Annotated in this window: 18 protein-coding genes and 1 pseudogene; 9 read left to right on the forward strand and 10 right to left on the reverse strand. The window is 34.9% G+C overall.

The features are described 5' to 3' along the window. Positions 1-91 precede the first annotated feature (91 nt). From ACZZ9T_RS04915 to ACZZ9T_RS04930, 4 genes and pseudogenes are all read right to left on the reverse strand, one after another. Positions 92-2,794 (reverse strand): TonB-dependent receptor domain-containing protein, encoded by a 2,703-nt coding sequence (locus ACZZ9T_RS04915; protein ID WP_463441162.1) that lies wholly within the window; start codon positions 2,792-2,794, stop codon positions 92-94. Between the two features lie 442 nt (positions 2,795-3,236). Further along, the gene (locus tag ACZZ9T_RS04920; protein ID WP_463441163.1) at positions 3,237-3,896 is read right to left on the reverse strand and encodes a hypothetical protein; all 660 of its coding nucleotides are present in this window, start codon (positions 3,894-3,896) and stop codon (positions 3,237-3,239) included. A gap of 134 nt (positions 3,897-4,030) precedes the next feature. Continuing rightward, a pseudogene (locus ACZZ9T_RS04925) lies at positions 4,031-4,716 on the reverse strand (response regulator transcription factor). Between the two features lie 28 nt (positions 4,717-4,744). After that, positions 4,745-6,292 (reverse strand): sensor histidine kinase, encoded by a 1,548-nt coding sequence (locus ACZZ9T_RS04930; protein WP_463441164.1) that lies wholly within the window; start codon positions 6,290-6,292, stop codon positions 4,745-4,747. A gap of 193 nt (positions 6,293-6,485) precedes the next feature. Here ACZZ9T_RS04930 and ACZZ9T_RS04935 point away from each other — a divergent pair, with 193 nt between their 5' ends. Beyond that, entirely contained in the window at positions 6,486-6,971 is a 486-nt protein-coding gene (locus ACZZ9T_RS04935; RefSeq protein ID WP_463441165.1) for an SRPBCC family protein, read from the forward strand. Between the two features lie 34 nt (positions 6,972-7,005). Here ACZZ9T_RS04935 and ACZZ9T_RS04940 read toward each other — a convergent pair whose 3' ends face one another. From ACZZ9T_RS04940 to ACZZ9T_RS04960, 5 genes are all read right to left on the reverse strand, one after another. Next, a complete protein-coding gene (locus ACZZ9T_RS04940; RefSeq protein ID WP_463441166.1) occupies positions 7,006-7,347 on the reverse strand; it encodes a hypothetical protein in 342 nt (113 codons plus the stop codon). A 46-nt stretch (positions 7,348-7,393) separates the two neighbouring features. After that, entirely contained in the window at positions 7,394-7,570 is a 177-nt protein-coding gene (locus ACZZ9T_RS04945) for a hypothetical protein (RefSeq protein ID WP_463441167.1), read from the reverse strand. A gap of 46 nt (positions 7,571-7,616) precedes the next feature. Beyond that, a complete protein-coding gene (locus tag ACZZ9T_RS04950) occupies positions 7,617-9,665 on the reverse strand; it encodes a S9 family peptidase (RefSeq protein WP_463441168.1) in 2,049 nt (682 codons plus the stop codon). A gap of 166 nt (positions 9,666-9,831) precedes the next feature. Further along, on the reverse strand, positions 9,832-10,572 hold the full coding sequence (locus tag ACZZ9T_RS04955) for a uroporphyrinogen-III synthase (RefSeq protein WP_463441169.1): 741 nt from the start codon (positions 10,570-10,572) through the stop codon (positions 9,832-9,834). A gap of 12 nt (positions 10,573-10,584) precedes the next feature. Beyond that, a complete protein-coding gene (locus ACZZ9T_RS04960) occupies positions 10,585-11,271 on the reverse strand; it encodes a DUF4271 domain-containing protein (RefSeq protein WP_463430264.1) in 687 nt (228 codons plus the stop codon). A gap of 59 nt (positions 11,272-11,330) precedes the next feature. Here ACZZ9T_RS04960 and ACZZ9T_RS04965 point away from each other — a divergent pair, with 59 nt between their 5' ends. Genes ACZZ9T_RS04965 through ACZZ9T_RS04980 form a run of 4 tightly spaced genes read left to right on the forward strand, consistent with a single transcriptional unit; the run spans position 11,331 to position 14,670 of the window. Continuing rightward, entirely contained in the window at positions 11,331-12,047 is a 717-nt protein-coding gene (locus ACZZ9T_RS04965; protein ID WP_463441170.1) for a polyprenol monophosphomannose synthase, read from the forward strand. After that, entirely contained in the window at positions 12,044-12,412 is a 369-nt protein-coding gene (locus ACZZ9T_RS04970) for a DUF4296 domain-containing protein (RefSeq protein WP_463441171.1), read from the forward strand. Before ACZZ9T_RS04965 ends, ACZZ9T_RS04970 begins: the two co-directional genes overlap by 4 nt. A gap of 2 nt (positions 12,413-12,414) precedes the next feature. Then, complete coding sequence (gene tgt / locus ACZZ9T_RS04975; RefSeq protein ID WP_463441172.1) at positions 12,415-13,548, forward strand: tRNA guanosine(34) transglycosylase Tgt; 1,134 nt, start codon at positions 12,415-12,417, stop codon at positions 13,546-13,548. A 9-nt stretch (positions 13,549-13,557) separates the two neighbouring features. Next, positions 13,558-14,670, forward strand: coding sequence for an LptF/LptG family permease (locus ACZZ9T_RS04980; RefSeq protein WP_463441173.1), 1,113 nt, complete (start codon positions 13,558-13,560; stop codon positions 14,668-14,670). Here the strand turns inward: ACZZ9T_RS04980 and ACZZ9T_RS04985 are convergent. Beyond that, the gene (locus ACZZ9T_RS04985) at positions 14,664-15,377 is read right to left on the reverse strand and encodes a biotin--[acetyl-CoA-carboxylase] ligase (RefSeq protein WP_463441174.1); all 714 of its coding nucleotides are present in this window, start codon (positions 15,375-15,377) and stop codon (positions 14,664-14,666) included. The genes ACZZ9T_RS04980 and ACZZ9T_RS04985 overlap by 7 nt on opposite strands. Positions 15,378-15,463: 86 nt before the next feature. Here ACZZ9T_RS04985 and rsfS point away from each other — a divergent pair, with 86 nt between their 5' ends. From rsfS to ACZZ9T_RS05005, 4 genes are all read left to right on the forward strand, one after another. After that, positions 15,464-15,832, forward strand: coding sequence for a ribosome silencing factor (rsfS, locus tag ACZZ9T_RS04990; RefSeq protein ID WP_129535260.1), 369 nt, complete (start codon positions 15,464-15,466; stop codon positions 15,830-15,832). 18 nt (positions 15,833-15,850) lie between these two features. Continuing rightward, positions 15,851-17,836 carry an ATP-dependent zinc metalloprotease FtsH gene (gene ftsH, locus ACZZ9T_RS04995; protein WP_463441175.1) on the forward strand — a complete coding sequence of 662 codons (1,986 nt, stop codon included), beginning with the start codon at positions 15,851-15,853 and terminating at the stop codon, positions 17,834-17,836. Between the two features lie 132 nt (positions 17,837-17,968). After that, complete coding sequence (locus ACZZ9T_RS05000) at positions 17,969-18,550, forward strand: LUD domain-containing protein (RefSeq protein ID WP_463430270.1); 582 nt, start codon at positions 17,969-17,971, stop codon at positions 18,548-18,550. Positions 18,551-18,571: 21 nt separating this feature from the next. Next, entirely contained in the window at positions 18,572-19,444 is an 873-nt protein-coding gene (locus tag ACZZ9T_RS05005; RefSeq protein ID WP_463441176.1) for a phosphatidate cytidylyltransferase, read from the forward strand. Positions 19,445-19,499 lie beyond the last annotated feature (55 nt).

Genomic DNA, 19,499 nt, shown 5'->3' on the forward strand with positions numbered 1-19,499 from the left:
GCAATAAAATTAAATTATTGACATCATGCTTTGTTTTTATATTGAAATTTGAAAATTGACTCATTTAAAAAACAAATTCTATCGTTCCAAATTAGAAACTCACATCTAATCCCAAATAGAAATTGGCTTTCATGATCGGAGCATATACCATTCCTCCATCAAAATAATTTCCGAAAGGATTTTTAAAATCTACTATCGCATTTTTCTGATAATAAGAAGTCAGGTTTTCCCCTCCGAAATAAGCTCTTATTTTTTGATTGAAATTTCTTGAAATCTGTGCATTCACAACCGCATAAGATTCCGAGTATGTAGGAATCTGGAATTCTAACGGATTGCTTGCAGTATTGGGAAGCCTTTGTTTCCCGACAACATTTAAAGTAGTATCGAAACTCCAGAAACCACCTTTTGTATTTTTATTGGTTGCATAAGCTAAATTGACAAAACCTCTGTGCTTAGCCATAAAAGGAATTTCTCTTCTGCCATCGAGATAATCTGCCTGTACATCATAATACTTATAAGCCAGTCTCACTTCAAAATTTTTGAAAGGTGTAAAATCAAACTGTGTCTGGAACGAGTTGGCAAAAGATTTACCTTCTAAATTATAGAAAGTCAGTTGTTGAGGTGAACGGTCTAAATCTACCAAAACCTGATCCTGAAAGTCTGTTCTGAAAAAATCTACCATCAAAGTAGATTTTCTTCCGAATAACTTAAATTCCTGCTGTAAACTTGCGCCATAATTCCAAGCGATTTCCGGTCTCAAGCCATAAATATCTCCGCCATTTTGGAAAATCTGGATATTTCTGTTGGATGCAAAATACTGTTGATTTTCCGCAAAAACAGACGCTGTTCTGAAACCTCGTCCTGCAGATAATCTTAAAATAGTTTGCGGAGTAAAATCATATTTAAAGTTTACTCTGGGTGTAAACTGAGTTCCTGCCAGATTATGGAAATCGGCTCTCGCACCAGCAACCAAAGTATATTTTAATCCTGTTAATGTATATTCTGCAAAAATCCCCGGAACAACTTCGTTTCTTTTAAAATTATCAGTCAAATAATCTTCGTTATAGGTATCGTACATAAAGCTTGCTCCGGTTTTGTACTTATGATTGGTATTTCCGATGATGCTTTCAAAAATTAAATTTGAATAATACGTGTGCTGTTGTCCGGAATAATTTCTCAAACCAAAAAAGCTGTCTTGCTGATGATAAACATACTGATTCATCCAGCCCAGACTTTGGTAAGGTTTTCCTTTAAAAACATATCCTGTCTTGTTCCAAACCTGAAATCTTGAAATGTCTATTCCTACTCCGTAAGCGTGTTGTTTATCTTGTGAAAGTTTTTTATCAAAACCCATTTGTCCGGCAGTTCTTTCGTCTTTCACGAAATTAATCCCGAAATGCGAACCAAAACCTGAGTGCTCTAAATCATTATAATTCAATAAATAAGCTGCATTCAATTGAGTTCCTTTTGGTCTGTCCAGAAAAGTGTCTTCATTCATGTCTGTATCACCAAACGTTCCGTTGCCATGAAGCAGAAAAGTTTGCGTCCAATGATCGTTGATGGGTTCTACATGCGTAATATTGGCTTCAGCTCTCCCATTAAAATCTGAAAATAAATTTAAAGAAGTTTCAGATTTTTCAGAATGTTTGATGAGCTCTGTATTGATTTGTCCGGTAATGCTTTCGTACCCACTGGTTACAGTGCTCCCGCCTTTTGTCAGCTGAATACTTTCAATCCATCTTCCGGGAATGAAATTTAAACCGTAAGCTGACGCCAAACCTCTAATTTCAGGGAGAAGTTCTTTCGTTAAGCTGGTGTATTTTTGATCTAAACCCAACATTTTCAGCTGCTTTGTTCCTGTTACCGCATTGCTGAATGAAACATCTACGGTTGCATTGGTTTCAAAACTTTCAGATAAATTACAACAAGCTGCTTTTAATAATTCTTTTTTATCAATATTAAAAACCAGGCCTGCTTCTTTTTTATTGATAGAAGTTCCTGCTTTTGAAGCTGTTAGTTGTACTTCTTCAATGTTTTTCTCGTTGTTACTTTTAATACTTTCAGAGTTCTCATCAGGTGAGTGGTTATGCTTATCAGTTTCTTTATGGTCTTGGTTTTCATCGGCGTGCAGTTTGGGATTAGCTGCGCCCATCGGGATGTCTCTGTCGTACAAACAACAACCAGGAAGGTTTTTATATACTTCATCTATTGTTTTGTACATTTCATTGTCGTGACCTACATCAGCGATTTTTTTGAGAATTTTATCAGATGAAGTTTTAGATGAGTCAAAATCTAAGACTACGGTTTGTTTTTCTGCATTCCATTCTGCTGATTTTGCTCCGACAGATTTAGCTGCTTTTTCTATTCTGGCTTTGCAAGATTCACAGTTTCCTTTCACGAAAAATTCATTCTCACCTTTCGTGTGGTTATGATTTTCTGTTGATGCGATTTTTGCAGCAGGAACTTCTCTTTCGTAATGACAGCAACTCGGAAGCTTGTAATAAGTATCGTCTGTTGCTTTAAATTTTTCATTGTCATGTCCGGCTTCTGCTACTTTTTTGAGAATATCTTCCGAAGAAATATTTGTGGACGTTTCTAAAGTAAGAGTTTGTGTGTCAATGGAATATCGTGCTGCTGTTGCGCCAGCTTTTAATGCTGTTGATTCGATTCTCTCTTTGCACATTTCACAATTTCCTTTTACCTGAAACTGGTTTTTATTGAGTGTTTGAGCAAAGATGAATTGTGTAAATAATAGAAATAGGCCAAGGATTACCTTGGTAGTATATGATTTCATGTGTTTAAAATTTAGTTTAATTAAAAAACGATTCATTAACATTTAATGAATAATCCGAATATAATTAAGCTAGTTTTGGCGGTTGCCAAATGTCTTTTAAACTATTTGAAATGTAGGGGTCAGAATATTGAAATTCTAATTTTTTCTCAGATTTGAATGGAGAATAATTGAAAAATATCGTTTTGCCAGAAAGGTTTTCAACGAAGGTGTGACAAGTCATGCAAAAAGAACAACAATCGTCATTACAAGAAGATTGCCCATCTTTTTTATCATGGCTGCTATGATCTTTATTGCAACAAGTATCAGTCTTTGATTCTGTTTTGCAACAGTTTTCCTGTGAAGCCTGGGCATAAAAATTATCTTTAGGAATCAAGAAAATTCCTAAACAAAAGATAATCAATAAAACCTGAATGTACTTCACGATGCAAACTTACGAAAAAAATTATAGTGCGTCACCAACTTTTTTAGCGCAATCATGCCAAGGCTCACCATGCGCAGGATTTAGTTTAGGTTTTGGTCCTGTATTATTGGCTACAGCTTGTGGCGCTGGTGCAGGCTGTGGCGCTTGTATCTGGTTTGTTTGCGCTGAAGGCTGAGATGCAGGTGCTGGTTTGCTATTCAATGCCTGACCAACCGGAATATCACATCTGTGACCAGGCTGTCCATGTGGAGGGTTCATTCCCGGAGCAGTTTTTACCTGTTTTCCGTTTTGATCAATCATTATTTTTCCCGGACTTACTGCATTGGGATCAATCTGAACTGGCTGATTATTCCCGTTCACAGTGATATTTTGTGTTGAAGGATTGGCTGTCTGCACTGTTCCGCCAGCTCCGTTTAATGGTTGTCCGACAGGAATTTCACACTTATGCCCAGGTTGTCCGTGTGGAGGATTCATTCCAGGAGCAGTTGCGACAGATTGAGAATTTGGCGCAGCTGTTTGAATTCCAGCCTGATTTAATAATGAAGTTTGGGGTGCATTATTTACAGCAGTGGCAGGTTGCTGGGTTCCGGCTTCGTCTTTGATGTAAGTGGGTTTTTCATCTTTTTTGCAAGAAATAACTAAAATCCCAGCAGTGATAAAGCCTAAAAATATATTTTTCATGTGTAAATTTTGTTGATGAAATATGAATCTCAAAACGAAATCATATTAAAAATTAATCGTACACAACAAAATTAGCAAAACATTTTCGAATGCTTTGCTAATTTCTGTATTATGTTGATATTTTAACGTTCGTTTTAGTTTTTAACCAAAAGTCTGAAGCCTTCTCCGTGTACATTGATGATTTCCAAACCATCATCGTCTTTGAGGAGTTTTCTCAATTTAGCAATATAAACGTCCATACTTCTTGCCGTAAAGTAGTTTTCTTTTTTCAGATCTTTCTTAATGCAAGATCTCTTGGCATAAAGTCGTTTCTGTGAAGACACAATAATTTTAAAAGCTCGTTTTCTTTAGGTGAAAGTTTGTACTCATTATCACCAACTCTCAACTGTCTCAACATAGAATCAAAGAAAATATTGCTGATTTTAAACTGCTCCTGCTCTTCATTTTCTAAAGTTGAGCTTCTCTGAAGAATTGCTTTGATTTTGTATAAAAGTAATTCAGTATCAAATGGTTTTGTGATATAATCATCAGCTCCCAATTGGTAACCTTTCAGTATATCTTCTCTCATGTTTCTTGCAGTAAGAAATATGATAGGTGTGTTTTTGTCAATTTTTTTAACGTCTTCTGCCAAAGAAAAACCATCTTTTTTTGGCATCATCACATCGAAAATACAGATATCAAATTCGTTTTCTGTAAATTCCTTAAGACCCTGTTCGCCATCCACCGCTAAAGTCACTTCAAAATTGTTGATTGAAAGGTAATCTTTTAACACGGCTCCGAAACTCTGGTCGTCTTCTACTAATAATATTCTGTTACTCATATCTTTTTTTTGTTTATGTAATTTATGTTTAAGCCATTGGAAGTTTAATGATAAATGTACTTCCGTTGTCTTTTTCTGAATTTACAATTACCTGACCTTTATGAAGTTCGATGATTTTTTTCACATAAGAAAGCCCGAGTCCCTGACCTTTTACATTGTGAATATTTCCTGTTTCTTCACGGAAGAATTTTTCAAAAATCCTGGTTTTGTTTTCGGTTTCCATACCCATTCCTTTATCGGAAATTTCTATCACATACCAGTTGCCTTCGTTTCTTGTTTTTACGTCAATTTCCGGCGCTTCGGGAGAATACTTATTTGCATTATCCAAGAGGTTGACCAGCATATTCGAAATATGGAATTCGTCAATTTTAAATATGTATTTACTGGCATTAAATTCCTGCCTCAATCTTCCGTTTCTTTGAGAGACAATGAGCCCGAATGATTCTGTTGTTTTCTGTATCAATTCTCTTACGTTGGTTTCACGCAGAAACAATTTCACCTCATTTCTTTCAAGTTTAGACATGTTGAGAACATTTTCTACCTGTTTTTTCATCCGCAGGTTTTCCTGCTTAATGAGACCGGAGTAATATCTAACTTTTTCAGGATTTGTAGCAATTTTATCATTTGCTAAAGAATCTGTAGCCACTGAAATTGTTGCCAGCGGAGTTTTGAACTCATGAGACATATTGTTGATAAAGTCGGTTTTGATCTCAGCAATTTTCTTCTGCTTCATCATGTAACTGATTGAGATAATGTAAATTCCCAAAATCGTCAGCAAAGAGAGAAACGTTCCCAAAAGCATAGGCCAGTTATTCATCGCCAAAGAATATTCTTTTTTTGGAAAAACTAGTGCTAAAGTATATAAAGTACGGTCTTTCGTGTCGGTAAATAAAGGATATGAATAGATATTGCTTTCTTTTTTATCTTTAAAAATTTTATTGAAAACGTTTGTCATTTTGTTATTTTTATCCATAACTCCATAGCCGAAGTTAGCAGATATTCCTTTCATACTCAATTCTTTGGTGATAATTGAGTCTAAGTCTTTTGTATCAACACGTTTTGCGATGGGCAGATTGTTACCTCTTACATCTAGGAATTCCTTGAAAGTATAATCTCCGTTTTCAATATCCTGATTAATTTCATTAGTTAATATTTCTCTCTTAGTAGTGTCTTTTTTAATCGTATAAGCAGCACCATCAGTGTACATTGTGGTTAAACGTAAAGAATCTCCGCTTTTATTGAGAGGCAGTAGTTTCTGTTCTACAAGATTTTTAGAATAAACGATTGACCTTTGAGTTCCGGAATCTATAGTCTGCTGAATAGTGGTAAGCGATGGCTGTTTGCTGTTTGCTTTAATATTGGTTCTGAAATTTTCATAATTTTCATTGAATAATTTTTCAACTTCTAATTCTGAAACCGTTTTTGAGGTGTTTTCAAGAGCTGTGTAAACCTTATTTGAAAACTCCTGTTCCAAAGCTCCGTAATATCCTTTAAGCCAATAAAACTGCAGCGTTACGAAGACGATCAACGAGATGGTCATAAAAACTGAGATTATCGGGATGAATTTGTTATTCATGAATATAATTTGTAATTACAAATGTTAAAATTAAATATTTTATGACCATATAAACAAAAAATGCGCCATAAAATTGTGTTCAATTTCATAAAATCATGTTTTTTAACATTTATTTAGGAATTATATGTTTTTTATTGGGAAATAATTGATAATTTCTGACTTTAAATTTTTAATTTTAAATAAAATATTATGTATGGGTTCTGAAATTGTTTTTAATAAAGATTTTGATGCGAAAAGCATCTATGTGATGAAAGTGTATGATGCGGAAGTATCGAAAGTTTGGGATTATTTTACCAAAGGTGAGTTGCTGGATCAATGGTGGGCGCCAAAACCCTGGAAATGCGAAACCAAAAATCTCAATTTTGAGGAAGGTGGAGTTTGGTTGTATTCGATGAATGGTCCGGAAGGTGAGAAAATGTATTCAGTTGTAAAATATGGAGAAATCAATAACGGGAGAAGTTTCGACGGAACAGATGCATTTTGTGATGAGAATGGAAATATTGACGAAAATTTTCCACAAACCAAATGGTTGCTGGGATTTACAGGAGTTGAAGAAGGAACCAAGTTGTCTGTAAATATGCATTTTCAAAATGAGGAAGATATGAAAAAGCAACTTGAAATGGGTTTTGAAGAAGGTTTTAAAATGGGTTTAAATCAATTGGAAGAAATTTTGAAATAATATAAAAAAGGAAAGCATCATCGCTTTCCTTTTTTTATATGAGCTCCTCTTCCTGAAAGTAATGAATAATCGCTTTCTTCATCAGAAGTTGTTGTTCATTAGGTTTCAATTCCGGGAGTTTTTCCAGTTCGTCAAAATGCGGATATCCGTCTTTATCATAATGGGTAAATTTGAAGTAGCCAAAAGGCTCCAGCAATCTGCAGACTGCAATGTGAAGGATGTTTAATTTGTCGTCTTTGGTATATTTCTGTTGCCCGCTTCCCAATTCCTGTACGCCAATTAAAAATAGAATGGTGTCAATCTGCGGGTGTTTTTCTGTGTCGAAATTTATTTGAAAAAATTCTTCAACCTTAGCCCATAATTCTGCTTCTGTCATGATATATTTGTTTGGTATTCTTTTTATTAAAGAATAAAACATTTGTTTATAAATTATTATTATCGTGTTTCCTTTGGTCTTCTTCTCTTGCGTTTTTTAGAAGTTGAGCCAATTTTTCTTCCTGTCTGATTTTGAAATCCTCTCTTTTTTCACTTCTTCTGATCTTATCTCTCTGTATAAGATAATAAATGACTGTAATTGCTACAAAAATTAATATTAACATCACAATTTTATTTAATAATAAATTTAAACAAAATCAGAATAATGATTTAGATTATTTTATTTTCAAGTTTCATCAAAAAAGCATATTCCAAAGCGTCTTCTTTTAAAGATTCAAATCTTCCGCTTGCGCCGCCGTGACCTGAGCTCATATCGGTTTTAAATAATAAAAGATTGTCATCAGTCTTCAATTCACGTAATTTGGCAACCCATTTTGCAGGTTCCCAATATTGTACCTGTGAATCGTGAAAACCAGTTGTGATCAGCATATTCGGGTAATCTTTCGCTTCTACATTGTCGTATGGCGAATATTCTTTCATATAATGATAATATTCTTCGTCATTCGGATTTCCCCATTCATCATATTCTCCGGTTGTCAAAGGAATGGTTTCATCCAGCATCGTTGTTACAACATCAACAAAAGGAACCTGCGCAACAATCCCGTGGAATAACTGAGGTTCGTAATTAACGACAGCTCCTACCAATAAACCTCCTGCGCTTCCACCCATTGCATAAAGATGCCTGGATGAAGTGTAGTTTTTTTTAATTAAATATTTTCCGGCATCGATGAAATCGAAGAAGGTGTTCTTTTTAAAAAGCATTTTTCCCTCTTCATACCATTCTCTTCCCAAATATTCCCCACCGCGGATGTGTGCAATGGCATAGATGAAACCTCGGTCCAAAATTGAAAGCCTCACATTAGAAAAACTAGCATCAACCGTATGTCCGTAACTTCCGTATCCGTATAAAAGAACCGGAGTTTCGGATGTTTTTTCGGTGTCTTTATGATAAACTAATGAAATAGGAATTTTAGATTCTCCATCTCTCGACTCTGCCCATATTCTTTCTGAAATATAATTTTCCGCGACAAATTTTCCACCCAAAACTTCCTGTTGTTTCAGAAGTTTGGTGGTTTTATCTTTCATATTGTATTCAAAAGTAGAACTGGGAACCGTGAGTGAAGTATACCCGTAACGCAGAATTTCGGTATTAAATTCTAAATTTAACCCAATATAAGCAGTATAAGTTGGATCTGAAAAAGGTAGATCATACGTTTCTCCGCTTTTGTCGTTGATGATTTTGATTTGTAAAAGTCCTTGCTCTCTTTCTTCCAAAACAAGATAATCTTTGAAAATTTCAAAGCCTTCCAATAAAACCTCTGCACGATGAGGGATTACATCAACCCAATTTTCTATGCCACAATTGTTAATTTTGGTTTTTACAATTTTGAAATTGGTGGCGTCGTCTGCATTGGTAATGATGTAAAATTCATCTTCGTAATGCTCCACAGAATATTCCAGATCATCAATTCTTGGCTGTATCACTTTCCATTCTGCAAAAACATTGTCTGAAGGAATAAAATGATGCTCATCAGAAATCGTACTCGAACTCGCCAGAAAAATATATTCTAAAGATTTAGTTTTAAAAACATTGATATCAAAAGTTTCATCTTCTTCATGAAAAATCAATACATCTTCAGAAGGCTCTGTTCCTAATTCATGTCGGTAAACTTTATACGCACGAAGACTTTCATCTTTTCTGATATAAAAAATGTGCTTGTTATCATTTGCCCAAACTGCCTTTCCTGTCGTGTTTTCTATTTTGTCTGAAAGAATTTCACCTGTTTTTAAATTTTTAAAATTTAAGCTGTAGATCCTTCTTCCTACATTATCTTCCGAGAAAGAAACCAACTCGTTATCAGGACTCACTGCAACATTGGCAACCTCAAAAAACTCCTGACCTTCTGCAAGAATATTGACATCCAGAATGATTTCTTCAGGATTTTCCATTGTTTGAAATCTTCTGCAGAAAATAGGATATTCTTTTCCTTCTTCATAACGCACGATGTACCAATATTCATTAAAAAAATAGGGCAAAGACTCGTCGTCTTTTTTATAACGTGCTTTCATTTCCTCGTAAAGTTCTTCCTGAAAAGCTTCAGTTTCTTTCATCATCGCTTCTTCGTAAGCATTTTCTTCTTCTAGATATTTGACGACTTCAGGGTTTTCTCGGTCATTCATCCAGAAATAATGATCAGTTCTTTTATCGCCGTGAATTTCGAGTATATTTTCTATTTTTTTTGCTTGGGGAGCTTTCATCTGAATATTGTACTATTTAATTGAATCTTTTCGTGTTAAATTGTATACTAAAATTGTGCTTAAAAACGAAATTGTATTCAATATTAATTTTTGTTCAAATTTAATTAAAAAAAAGCCATCTTTCCTTTAAACGAAAAGACGGCTGTATGGTATAAAGTTTTAAAAACTATTTGTGTAAACTTTTGATGAATTTTTCAAGTGCCATCGTCATTGATGGTGTTTCCTTTGTAGGAGCCATCAGATCTATTTTCAAGCCTGCTTCTTCTGCTGCTGCTGAAGTGGTAGGTCCGAAAACTCCAATTTTTGTGTCTTCCTGCTTAAAGTCGGGAAAGTTTTGCTGTAAAGATTTAATTCCTTGCGGGCTGAAAAAAATCAACATATCATAATCCTTAATATTGATATCTGTCAAATCGCTGCAAACCGTTCTGTACATGATTGCTCTCGTCCATTGAATATTGGCAGAATCCAAAGTTTTTGGAATATCCGCACTCAGAACATCAGACGAAGGAAGCAAATATTTTTCAGAAGGAAACTTCTTAAACAAAGGCAGAAGATCTGTAAAGTTTTTCTCACCAAAGCTGATTTTTCTCTTTCTGTAAATGATATGTTTTTGAAGATAATTGGCGATTGCTTCAGATTGGCAGATATATCTCATGGTATCCGGAACTGAAAATCTCATTTCCTCCGCAAGTCTGAAATAATGGTCAATCGCATTTTTACTGGTAAAAATAATACCGGTATACTGGGTCAGATCTATCTTCTGAGTTCGCAATTCTTTGTTGTCAACTCCTGCGACATGGATAAAAGGACGGAAATCAATCTTTATTTTTTCCTTCTTTGCGATTTCCAAATAGGGAGAAGATTCACTAGGCGCTGGTTGAGAAACCAATATAGACTTTATTCTCATCTTGTACTTCTATTAAATAAATAATAACTTCCATAGCCACAATAAAGGTGCTATTTGAAGCGTGCAAATATACAAAAATTTATAATACCATTTTTGAGGTAATATATTGTTCCTGTGAAATAAATAGAAAAAAACTTTGAATATGAATACAAATGTGAAAAAATAGAAATAGTACAAAAACGCCTCACTTCTGTTAATAGGGAAATAATAGTGGGTAATACAGAGAATAATCACCAAAATAGATAGTACGAAGTAAAATTTGGTAGAGGTAAAATAAAAAATATTCCATTTTTTACCATCGCCTATACTTTGGTAAAATAAAAATCCTAACGCAGTCCGCAGAAAATAAAATAAAGAAACTGCGGTGAGGCAAAACCCAAATTTATTCATCTGGTATCCAAAAACATTCAATTTTGCCACATATTCAGGAACCACCGGTATATATTGGGATAGTAATACAGCTAAACTTAGTATGATTACACAGGAAGTAATCATCCAGCTCGGCAGATTGTTGCTTGAATCAAAGTACTTCTGAAGAAGAAAATCTTTGAGGTTGGCTTCCCGCTCTACGACATTCATCATAAAAATATATAAGAAAAGGCATCCTATGAGTATAAAAACTACCCAATCATTATTTTCAGGTATTCTTATTTGGTTGGTAAAATTTTGGGATTGTGGCAACGGAATATTTTTTTGCAAAATTATAGATTATTTTGTATAAAATAAAAAGCTTAAATAACTTATCTTTGCCAATTGAAATGAAAAAACTTGTCATCATTCCAACATACAACGAAAAGGAGAATATCGAAAAGATAATTTCTGCTGTTTTTGCTTTGGAGCAAGAGTTTCATATTTTGGTAGTAGATGATTCTTCGCCAGATAAAACCTCGGATATCGTTAAAGAATTACAGAAAAAATTTCCTCACACACTTCATCTGTCAATAAGACACATTAAAGATGGGTTGGGAAAAGCCTACATCCACGGTTTCAAATGGGCGCTTCAAAATAATTACGACTACATTTTTGAGATGGATGCCGATTTTTCTCATAATCCCAACGATTTACCTCTACTTTTTGATGCTTGCCTGAATGCCGATATGGCAGTCGGTTCTCGTTATTCTACAGGTGTGAATGTTGTCAATTGGCCAATGGGGAGAGTTTTGTTGTCTTATTTTGCTTCGAAATATGTGAGATTTATCTTAGGACTTTCCATTCACGATACCACTGCCGGTTTTGTTTGCTTTTCGAGAAAAGTTTTAGAAGAAATCGGTTTAGATAATGTGAAACTGAAAGGGTATGGTTTTCAGATCGAAATGAAATTCAGAACTTTTAAGAAAGGTTTTAAAATTGTTGAAGTCCCGATTATCTTTACCAATAGAGAATTAGGAGAAAGCAAAATGAACGGCGGTATCATTCACGAAGCTGTTTTTGGTGTTTTAAATTTAAAATGGAAATCAATAATCAATAAATTATGAAAAGACTGGGTGTGCTTTTTATTTTTCTGTTTTTGGTTTCTTGTACCGAATATATTGACAAGCCAAAAAATCTTTTAGACAAAAGTACAATGTCTGAGATCATGGCAGATTTGGCGATAAACGATCAGGTTACCAACACGTATCAGAATAAAAATTTAGAAAGCGGAACGAGATATATCCTTAAGAATCATAATGTAAAGGCAGACGATTTTGTTGAAAGCTATAAATATTATGTAGCAAAAGGAAAAATGAATAAAATTGTGGATAATGCTCAGGAAATTCTTTTAGATAAAGATCCTAAGGCAAAAGATTTTGTGGAAGGTAAATTTAAACCCAACACCAATCTCCCCAAATTAGTAAGATAAATATGCAGCAATTTTTTAAGATAGAAAAAACTTCGCAGGGAAAAGCAAGAGCAGGAGAATTGGTAACAGCTCATGGTGTGGTGCAAACTCCGATTTTCATGCCGGTAGGAACTGTCGCCAGTGTAAAAACTGTACACCAGAGAGAGTTAAAAGATGATATCAAAGCTCAGATTATTCTGGGGAATACCTATCATTTATATCTTCGTCCGGGTATGGATGTGATGCAGGAAGCAGGAGGTTTGCATAAATTTATGAACTGGGATCTTCCAATTCTTACCGATTCCGGTGGTTTTCAGGTTTTTTCGCTTTCGGGAACGAGAAAAATGTCTGAAGAAGGAGTGAAATTCAAATCTCATATCGACGGAAGCGTACATTTATTCACCCCGGAAAAATCGATGGAAATCCAGAGACAGATCGGGGCAGATATTTTCATGGCATTTGACGAATGTGTTGCTTATCCTGCACATTATAATCAGGTGAAAAAGTCTATGGATATGACTCATCGCTGGTTAAAAAGATGCATGGATTGGAATGAAAAAAATCCTGAATTATACGGCTACAAGCAAAGGTTTTTCCCAATCGTTCAGGGTTCAACGTATTCAGATTTAAGAAAAATTTCAGCGGAAGTCATTGCAGAAGCAGGTGCAGAGGGAAATGCCATTGGCGGACTGTCTGTAGGTGAACCGGAAGATGAACTCTACAGAATCACCGATGAGGTTACCGATATTTTACCGAAAGAGAAACCAAGATACTTAATGGGAGTAGGAACTCCATGGAATATTCTGGAGTCTATCGGTTTGGGAATCGACATGATGGATTGTGTAATGCCTACAAGAAACGCACGAAACGGAATGCTTTTTACATGGCAAGGTGTTGTGAATCTTAAAAACGAAAAATGGAAGAAAGATTTTTCTCCTTTAGACGAGTTTGGGACAAGTTTTGTAGATCAGGAATATTCTAAAGCGTATGTGCGTCATTTATTTGTTTCAAAAGAATATCTGGCAAAGCAGATTGCATCGATTCATAATCTGGCTTTTTACTTAGATTTGGTAAAAGTTGCGAGAGAACATATTATAGCAGGAGATTTCTATGAATGGAAAAATTCTGTAGTTCCTGTGTTAAGACAAAGACTTTAAAATTATTTGATGTTTAAAATTGTAGACGGATATATCATAAAAAAATACCTTGGAACCTTTGGTTTCATGTTGATATTGCTGTCTATAGTTGTTTTGGTTATCGACGTTCAGCAGAAAATTCCCAGAATTGAAAATGCAACCGCAATTGACCCAAAACTAAATCTTACTTATTTCCTAATCCATTTTTATCCGTTTTGGATTATTAATCTTGTTGTTACTTTCTTAGCGATTCTGGTGTTTATCTCTGTGATCTATTTTACCTCGAGAATGGCAAATAACACGGAGATTGTAGCAATTATAAGTAGTGGAGCAAGTTTTCACAGATTTGCAAAGCCTTATTTTTTAACATCCCTTTTTATTGCTTTGCTCTCACTCATTGTGAATCATTTCGTTTTACCTTGGGCAAATATCAAGAAAAATGCGCTCGAAGCTTACACCTATAATCAAACCAATAAAGATAAAATTCTCGGGACAGCTCCCGTTTCGGCTCAGTTAAGCAAGACGGAATATATTTTTGTCAACTCCTGGAACAAAAAAGACAATAGAGGTTACGGTTTTGTCTACCAAAAGTTTGATAAAAATCGTAAAATGACCTATGAGTTAAAGGCAAATGATGCGTATTGGGATCGGTCCAAAAAACAGTTTGTACTCAATAGTTATCTTGAAAAAACGATCAATACTAATGATTCAGAAAAATTGGGACAGGGCTTTGAATTAAGAAAAAGTTATGGGCAAGCGCCTGAAGAATTGTTTCCAAATGAACTTTTGGGTCAGAATAAAACCACTCCCGAACTCATAAAATTTATTGAAAGAGAAAAAGAAAAAGGAAACAGCAACTTAAATGCTCACCTGAATGAGTTTCATCAAAGAACCTCAATGCCTGTTTCAATTATTATACTTACTTTTTTAGCACTTTCCCTTTCATCCCAAAAGAAAAGAGGCGGTTTAGGAATCAATCTGGCGATAGGAATTTCTCTGGCATTTGTGTTTGTTTTCTCTTTTGAAGCATTAAAAGTTGTCTCAGAGAATAAAGTCTTGTCTCCCGCATTATCAATGTGGATGCCCAATATTATATTTTTCCCTTTGACTTTGGTATTGTACATTAGAAGAGCCAATCAATAAAGAAGTTTTATTTCTTTGTGGTAAAAAGACCGAAATTCGTTTTCAAATTCAATCCAGATTTCACCTTTTTCGTCAGCTTTTTTGATGATGCCATTTTGTCGCTTTCCGTCAATTTCAAATACGGAAATTTCATCTTTTCTGAATAAATTGATATTAAAATTTTCTAAAATTTCGTTTTCAGAAGCCAGGTTTTTAAATTTCTCGACTAAGAAGTGATGGAGATTTCTCGTGAAATTTTGCAGGTCTAATTGTTCTCCGGTTTGCGTAAAGAATGATCCTGCATTAGATATTTCATTAAATTTTTCCTGAAGAATATTGATTCCTGCTCCGATGATGAAATAGTTTTCCCCGTTGAATTTTTTCTTCTCAATCAAAATTCCAACTACTTTTTTGTTTGCGAGGATGATGTCATTTGGCCACTTTATTTTTGCCGGTTTATCAGTCAGTTTGGCAAGAAATTCTCGTATTGTAGTTGCGGTATAGTAATTGAACAAAAAATCACTGAGCGTTATGTTTTTAGTTTTTACGGCAATTGTGTACGCAAGATTCTGCTCAGCCTGCGAACTCCAAATATTTCCATACTGACCTCTTCCTTTTGTCTGATTAAAAGTATAGAGCCCGACAAAATCTGAATGTGGATAAAGTAAAACCCGAGATATTTCGTCATTAGTAGAAGAACACTCTTTTTGATAAAACAGTTCGCTCATTTAAGAAAACTTTAAGACATTTAAAGCCCTAAAAGTAAGGCTAAAGTAAAAGAAAAACAATAAATTTGCAGATTATAGATATTTTAATGAACAAAACAGTAGAAAAGCAAGCGCTAATAGATAAAATTGTAGAAGCTATACAGGATGTAAAAGGAGAAGACATTATGATTTTCGACCTTTCAAAAATTGAAAATTCAGTAGCAGAAACCTTTATAATATGTAGTGGAAACTCAAATACACAAGTTTCAGCATTAGCTGGAAGTGTAGAAAAAAAAGTAAGAAACGATCTTCAGGACAGACCTTGGCATGTTGAGGGTACAGAAAACTCAATGTGGGTCTTGGTGGATTATGTAACGGTTGTCGTGCATATCTTCCAGAAAGAAACTCGTCAGTATTACGACATAGAAGAACTTTGGGGTGATGCGAAAATCACCAAAATTGAAAGTGAAGTATAAAAATTTTAAAAGTATTAAATGAATAATAAAGGATTTAACTGGTTTTTTCCAATCGCAATAATTGCCCTTTTGTTATTTTTTGGCTCAAACTTTTTGGGTGATAATAATGCAAAAACAATTGACGAAGATGCTTTCTTCAGAGAAATGCAGACTGGAAAAATTCAGAATGTAGTAATTGACAAACAAGCGCAGAAAGCTGAGGTATTTTTGACAAAGGCTGCACAAACGGCAACCGTAAAGAAAGACGATAAAGCAAATCCTTTTTCAAATTTAGGAATGTCTTCAAAAGCTGATTACAGTCTGAAATATGGAGATTTACAACTTTTCTTAGAAAAATTTGATACCATCAAAAAAGATAATCCGGCTATAAAAACTTCCAAAGATTACGCTGAAGGTAAAAGTCCGTTTACGGAAATTCTTTTCTCAGCCTTAATTTGGATTGCTATTTTAGGATTATTCTACTTCATTCTTTTCAGAAAGATGGGGAACGGTGGTGGTCCGGGCGGACAGATATTCTCAATCGGAAAATCTAAAGCTAAACTTTTCGACGAAAAAGAAAAAATTCAAACAACATTTAAAGATGTTGCAGGATTAGAAGGGGCTAAAGAAGAAGTACAGGAAGTTGTAGATTTCCTGAAAAATTCTGAAAAATACACCAAGTTAGGAGGTAAAATTCCTAAAGGAGTACTTTTGGTAGGCCCTCCGGGAACAGGTAAAACCTTACTGGCGAAAGCTGTTGCAGGGGAAGCTAAAGTTCCGTTCTTCTCACTTTCAGGTTCAGATTTTGTTGAAATGTTTGTTGGGGTAGGAGCATCAAGAGTAAGAGATTTATTTGCTCAGGCAAAAGCAAAATCTCCGGCAATTATTTTTATTGATGAGATCGATGCGATCGGACGTGCAAGAGGAAAAAACAATTTCTCCGGCGGTAACGACGAAAGAGAAAATACATTGAACCAATTGCTAACTGAGATGGACGGTTTCGGAACCGATGTCAATGTTATCGTAATGGCAGCTACCAACAGAGCTGATATTTTGGATAAAGCATTAATGAGAGCAGGTCGTTTTGACCGTTCGGTTTATGTGGATCTACCGGAATTACATGAGAGAAGAGAAATATTTGATGTTCATTTAAAGAAAATCAAATTAGACGATACCGTAGACCGTGATTTCCTGGCAAAGCAAACTCCGGGTTTCAGTGGAGCAGATATTGCAAATGTTTGTAACGAAGCAGCCTTAATTGCAGCTAGAAATAGTCATGAGTCTGTAAACAAACAGGATTTCTTAGACGCTGTTGACAGAATCATTGGCGGTCTTGAAAAGAAAAACATGGCAATCAAGCCTTCTGAAAAGAAAAGAGTGGCATTCCACGAAGCGGGTCACGCAACAATTTCCTGGTTGGTAGAGCACGCTTCACCATTATTGAAAGTGACGATTGTACCGAGAGGACGTTCTTTAGGTGCAGCCTGGTATCTTCCGGAAGAAAGACAGTTGACGACTACCGAACAAATGTTGGACGAAATGTGTGCTACCTTAGGCGGTAGAGCAGCAGAACAGGTGATCTTTAATAATATTTCTACAGGTGCGCTTTCAGATTTAGAAACGGTTACCAAAAGAGCTCAGGCGATGGTTACGATCTACGGATTGAGCCCGACTATTGGTAATATTTCGTATTACGACAGTTCGGGTCAGTCAGAATATAATTTTGGAAAACCTTATTCTGAAGCTACTGCTTCTAAAATTGATGCCGAAATCAAATCGATTATCGAAAATCAGTACGAAAGAGCAGTTAGAATTTTAAGTGAAAATAAAGATAAACTGAATGCTTTGGCGAAAAAACTTCTGGAAAAAGAAGTAATATTCCGAGAAGATCTTGAAGAAATATTCGGTCAGAGAGCATGGGATCCTGAATTGACGGAGAGACCAGTGACGAATACGATTATTCCGATACACGAAAAAGTAGAAGAAGGCGAGATTCAGGCACCGGAAAGCCCCACTCAGCTTTAAAATATTTATATTCAATTGAATACAGCCCGGTGATTGTAAAATTGCCGGGTTTTTTCATTTTAAACCGATATTATTAGAAGCAATTCTAATTAATTTTCTATTTTTGTATCAAGTTGACTAAAATACATTAAGTTGAGTTTATTTAAGAGAATTGTAAGCAAACTAACCAATCAGCCCGAGGATGATGACAGACAAAGTCTGGAAAAGCTGGGAGATTCGCTGAAAAATGCTGATCTCGATTATAAGTTTGCCCAATTGTTTACACATTCCGGAGGTTTTTTTAATTATTGTGCCGATGAAGCTGAAGCTTTGCAGACCTTAAACCAAATCTTAAAGATTGAGGGTGTGAATTCTGTATTTTGCTGTGACAAAGATTTGCAAAATTTTTTAAATGTTCTGAAGATTTCCCATACTCCACAACTTGAAGTATCTAATGATGCTGCATTCATTACCTGTGAATATCTTATTGCATATGATGGCAGAATTATGCTTTCACACAATAATATCCTTCATTATCATTCTTCAAGATTGCCGTCAAAAATTGTTGTGATGGCCAATGTTTCTCAGATCGTGAATAATCTGAATGATGCAATGGGAAAAATAAAACGCACCGGAAACATTAAAAATCTTACCTCAATCAGCGGGAATCATTCTAAACTGGATGCTGCTGCAAATAATAATACCAAGCTGTTTCTGCTTTTATTGGAAGACTAGAAACAATTTAAACTTTAAATTTTGGACAAAAATCTTATTCAGAGAACCATATCGGGGATTGTTTACATTGCAGTCATTATTCTTTGTACTACACCTTTAGGAGCACAACTTTTAGATAATATTTCTCCGGGTCTTGTAAAACAACAATATCTGTACTACGGATTGATCACATTTCTTTTACTGGTGGGAACTTGGGAATGTATTAAGATCATGAAGTTTGGTGAAGGATATGAAAAATGGGTAGTGTTACCTGTCGTTTTGATTATTTTCTATATGTTTTCGAAGCGATTTTTTTATCACGATTTTTACTTCAATTTCAGGCTTACCGAAATTCTTGCTTTGGCATTAATTGTAATTGCGATTGTTACATTATTCAAATTTACAAGCGAACTTTACTTTGACAGCGGAAAATTGATATTTACGGTAATATACGTTGCATTGCCTTTTTCTTTTGCTTTAGGTTTGCCAAAGTTTCATTCGTTTGATAACAGTTTTTCGCTTGAAGTTATTTTCTTATTTATCTTGATCTGGAGCAGTGATACTTTCGCTTATATAGTAGGAAGGTCAATCGGGAAACATAAAATGGCTCCTAAAATTTCACCTAAAAAAACATGGGAAGGGTATGCAGGTGGAGTAGTTCTTACCTTAATTCTTTCTTATTTTGTTGAAATGTATCAGCCACAGCTTCGAGGAAACTGGATGGTTGTGGGCTTTTTGATTGCAGCATTTGCACCTCTCGGGGATTTAGTAGAAAGTCAATTGAAAAGAACTTTCGGCGCTAAAGACAGCGGAAATATTATTCCGGGACATGGTGGTGTATTAGACAGGCTTGATAGTTTTTTAGTATGTGTTCCTGTTGTATATTTGTACTTTATTTTAGAAAAATTTATTTAAACTTAAATATTATCTTTGCATTCGCAGAATATAAAGTTTAAAACATACAATTAGA

Source organism: Chryseobacterium sp. AC417, assembly GCF_979258215.1.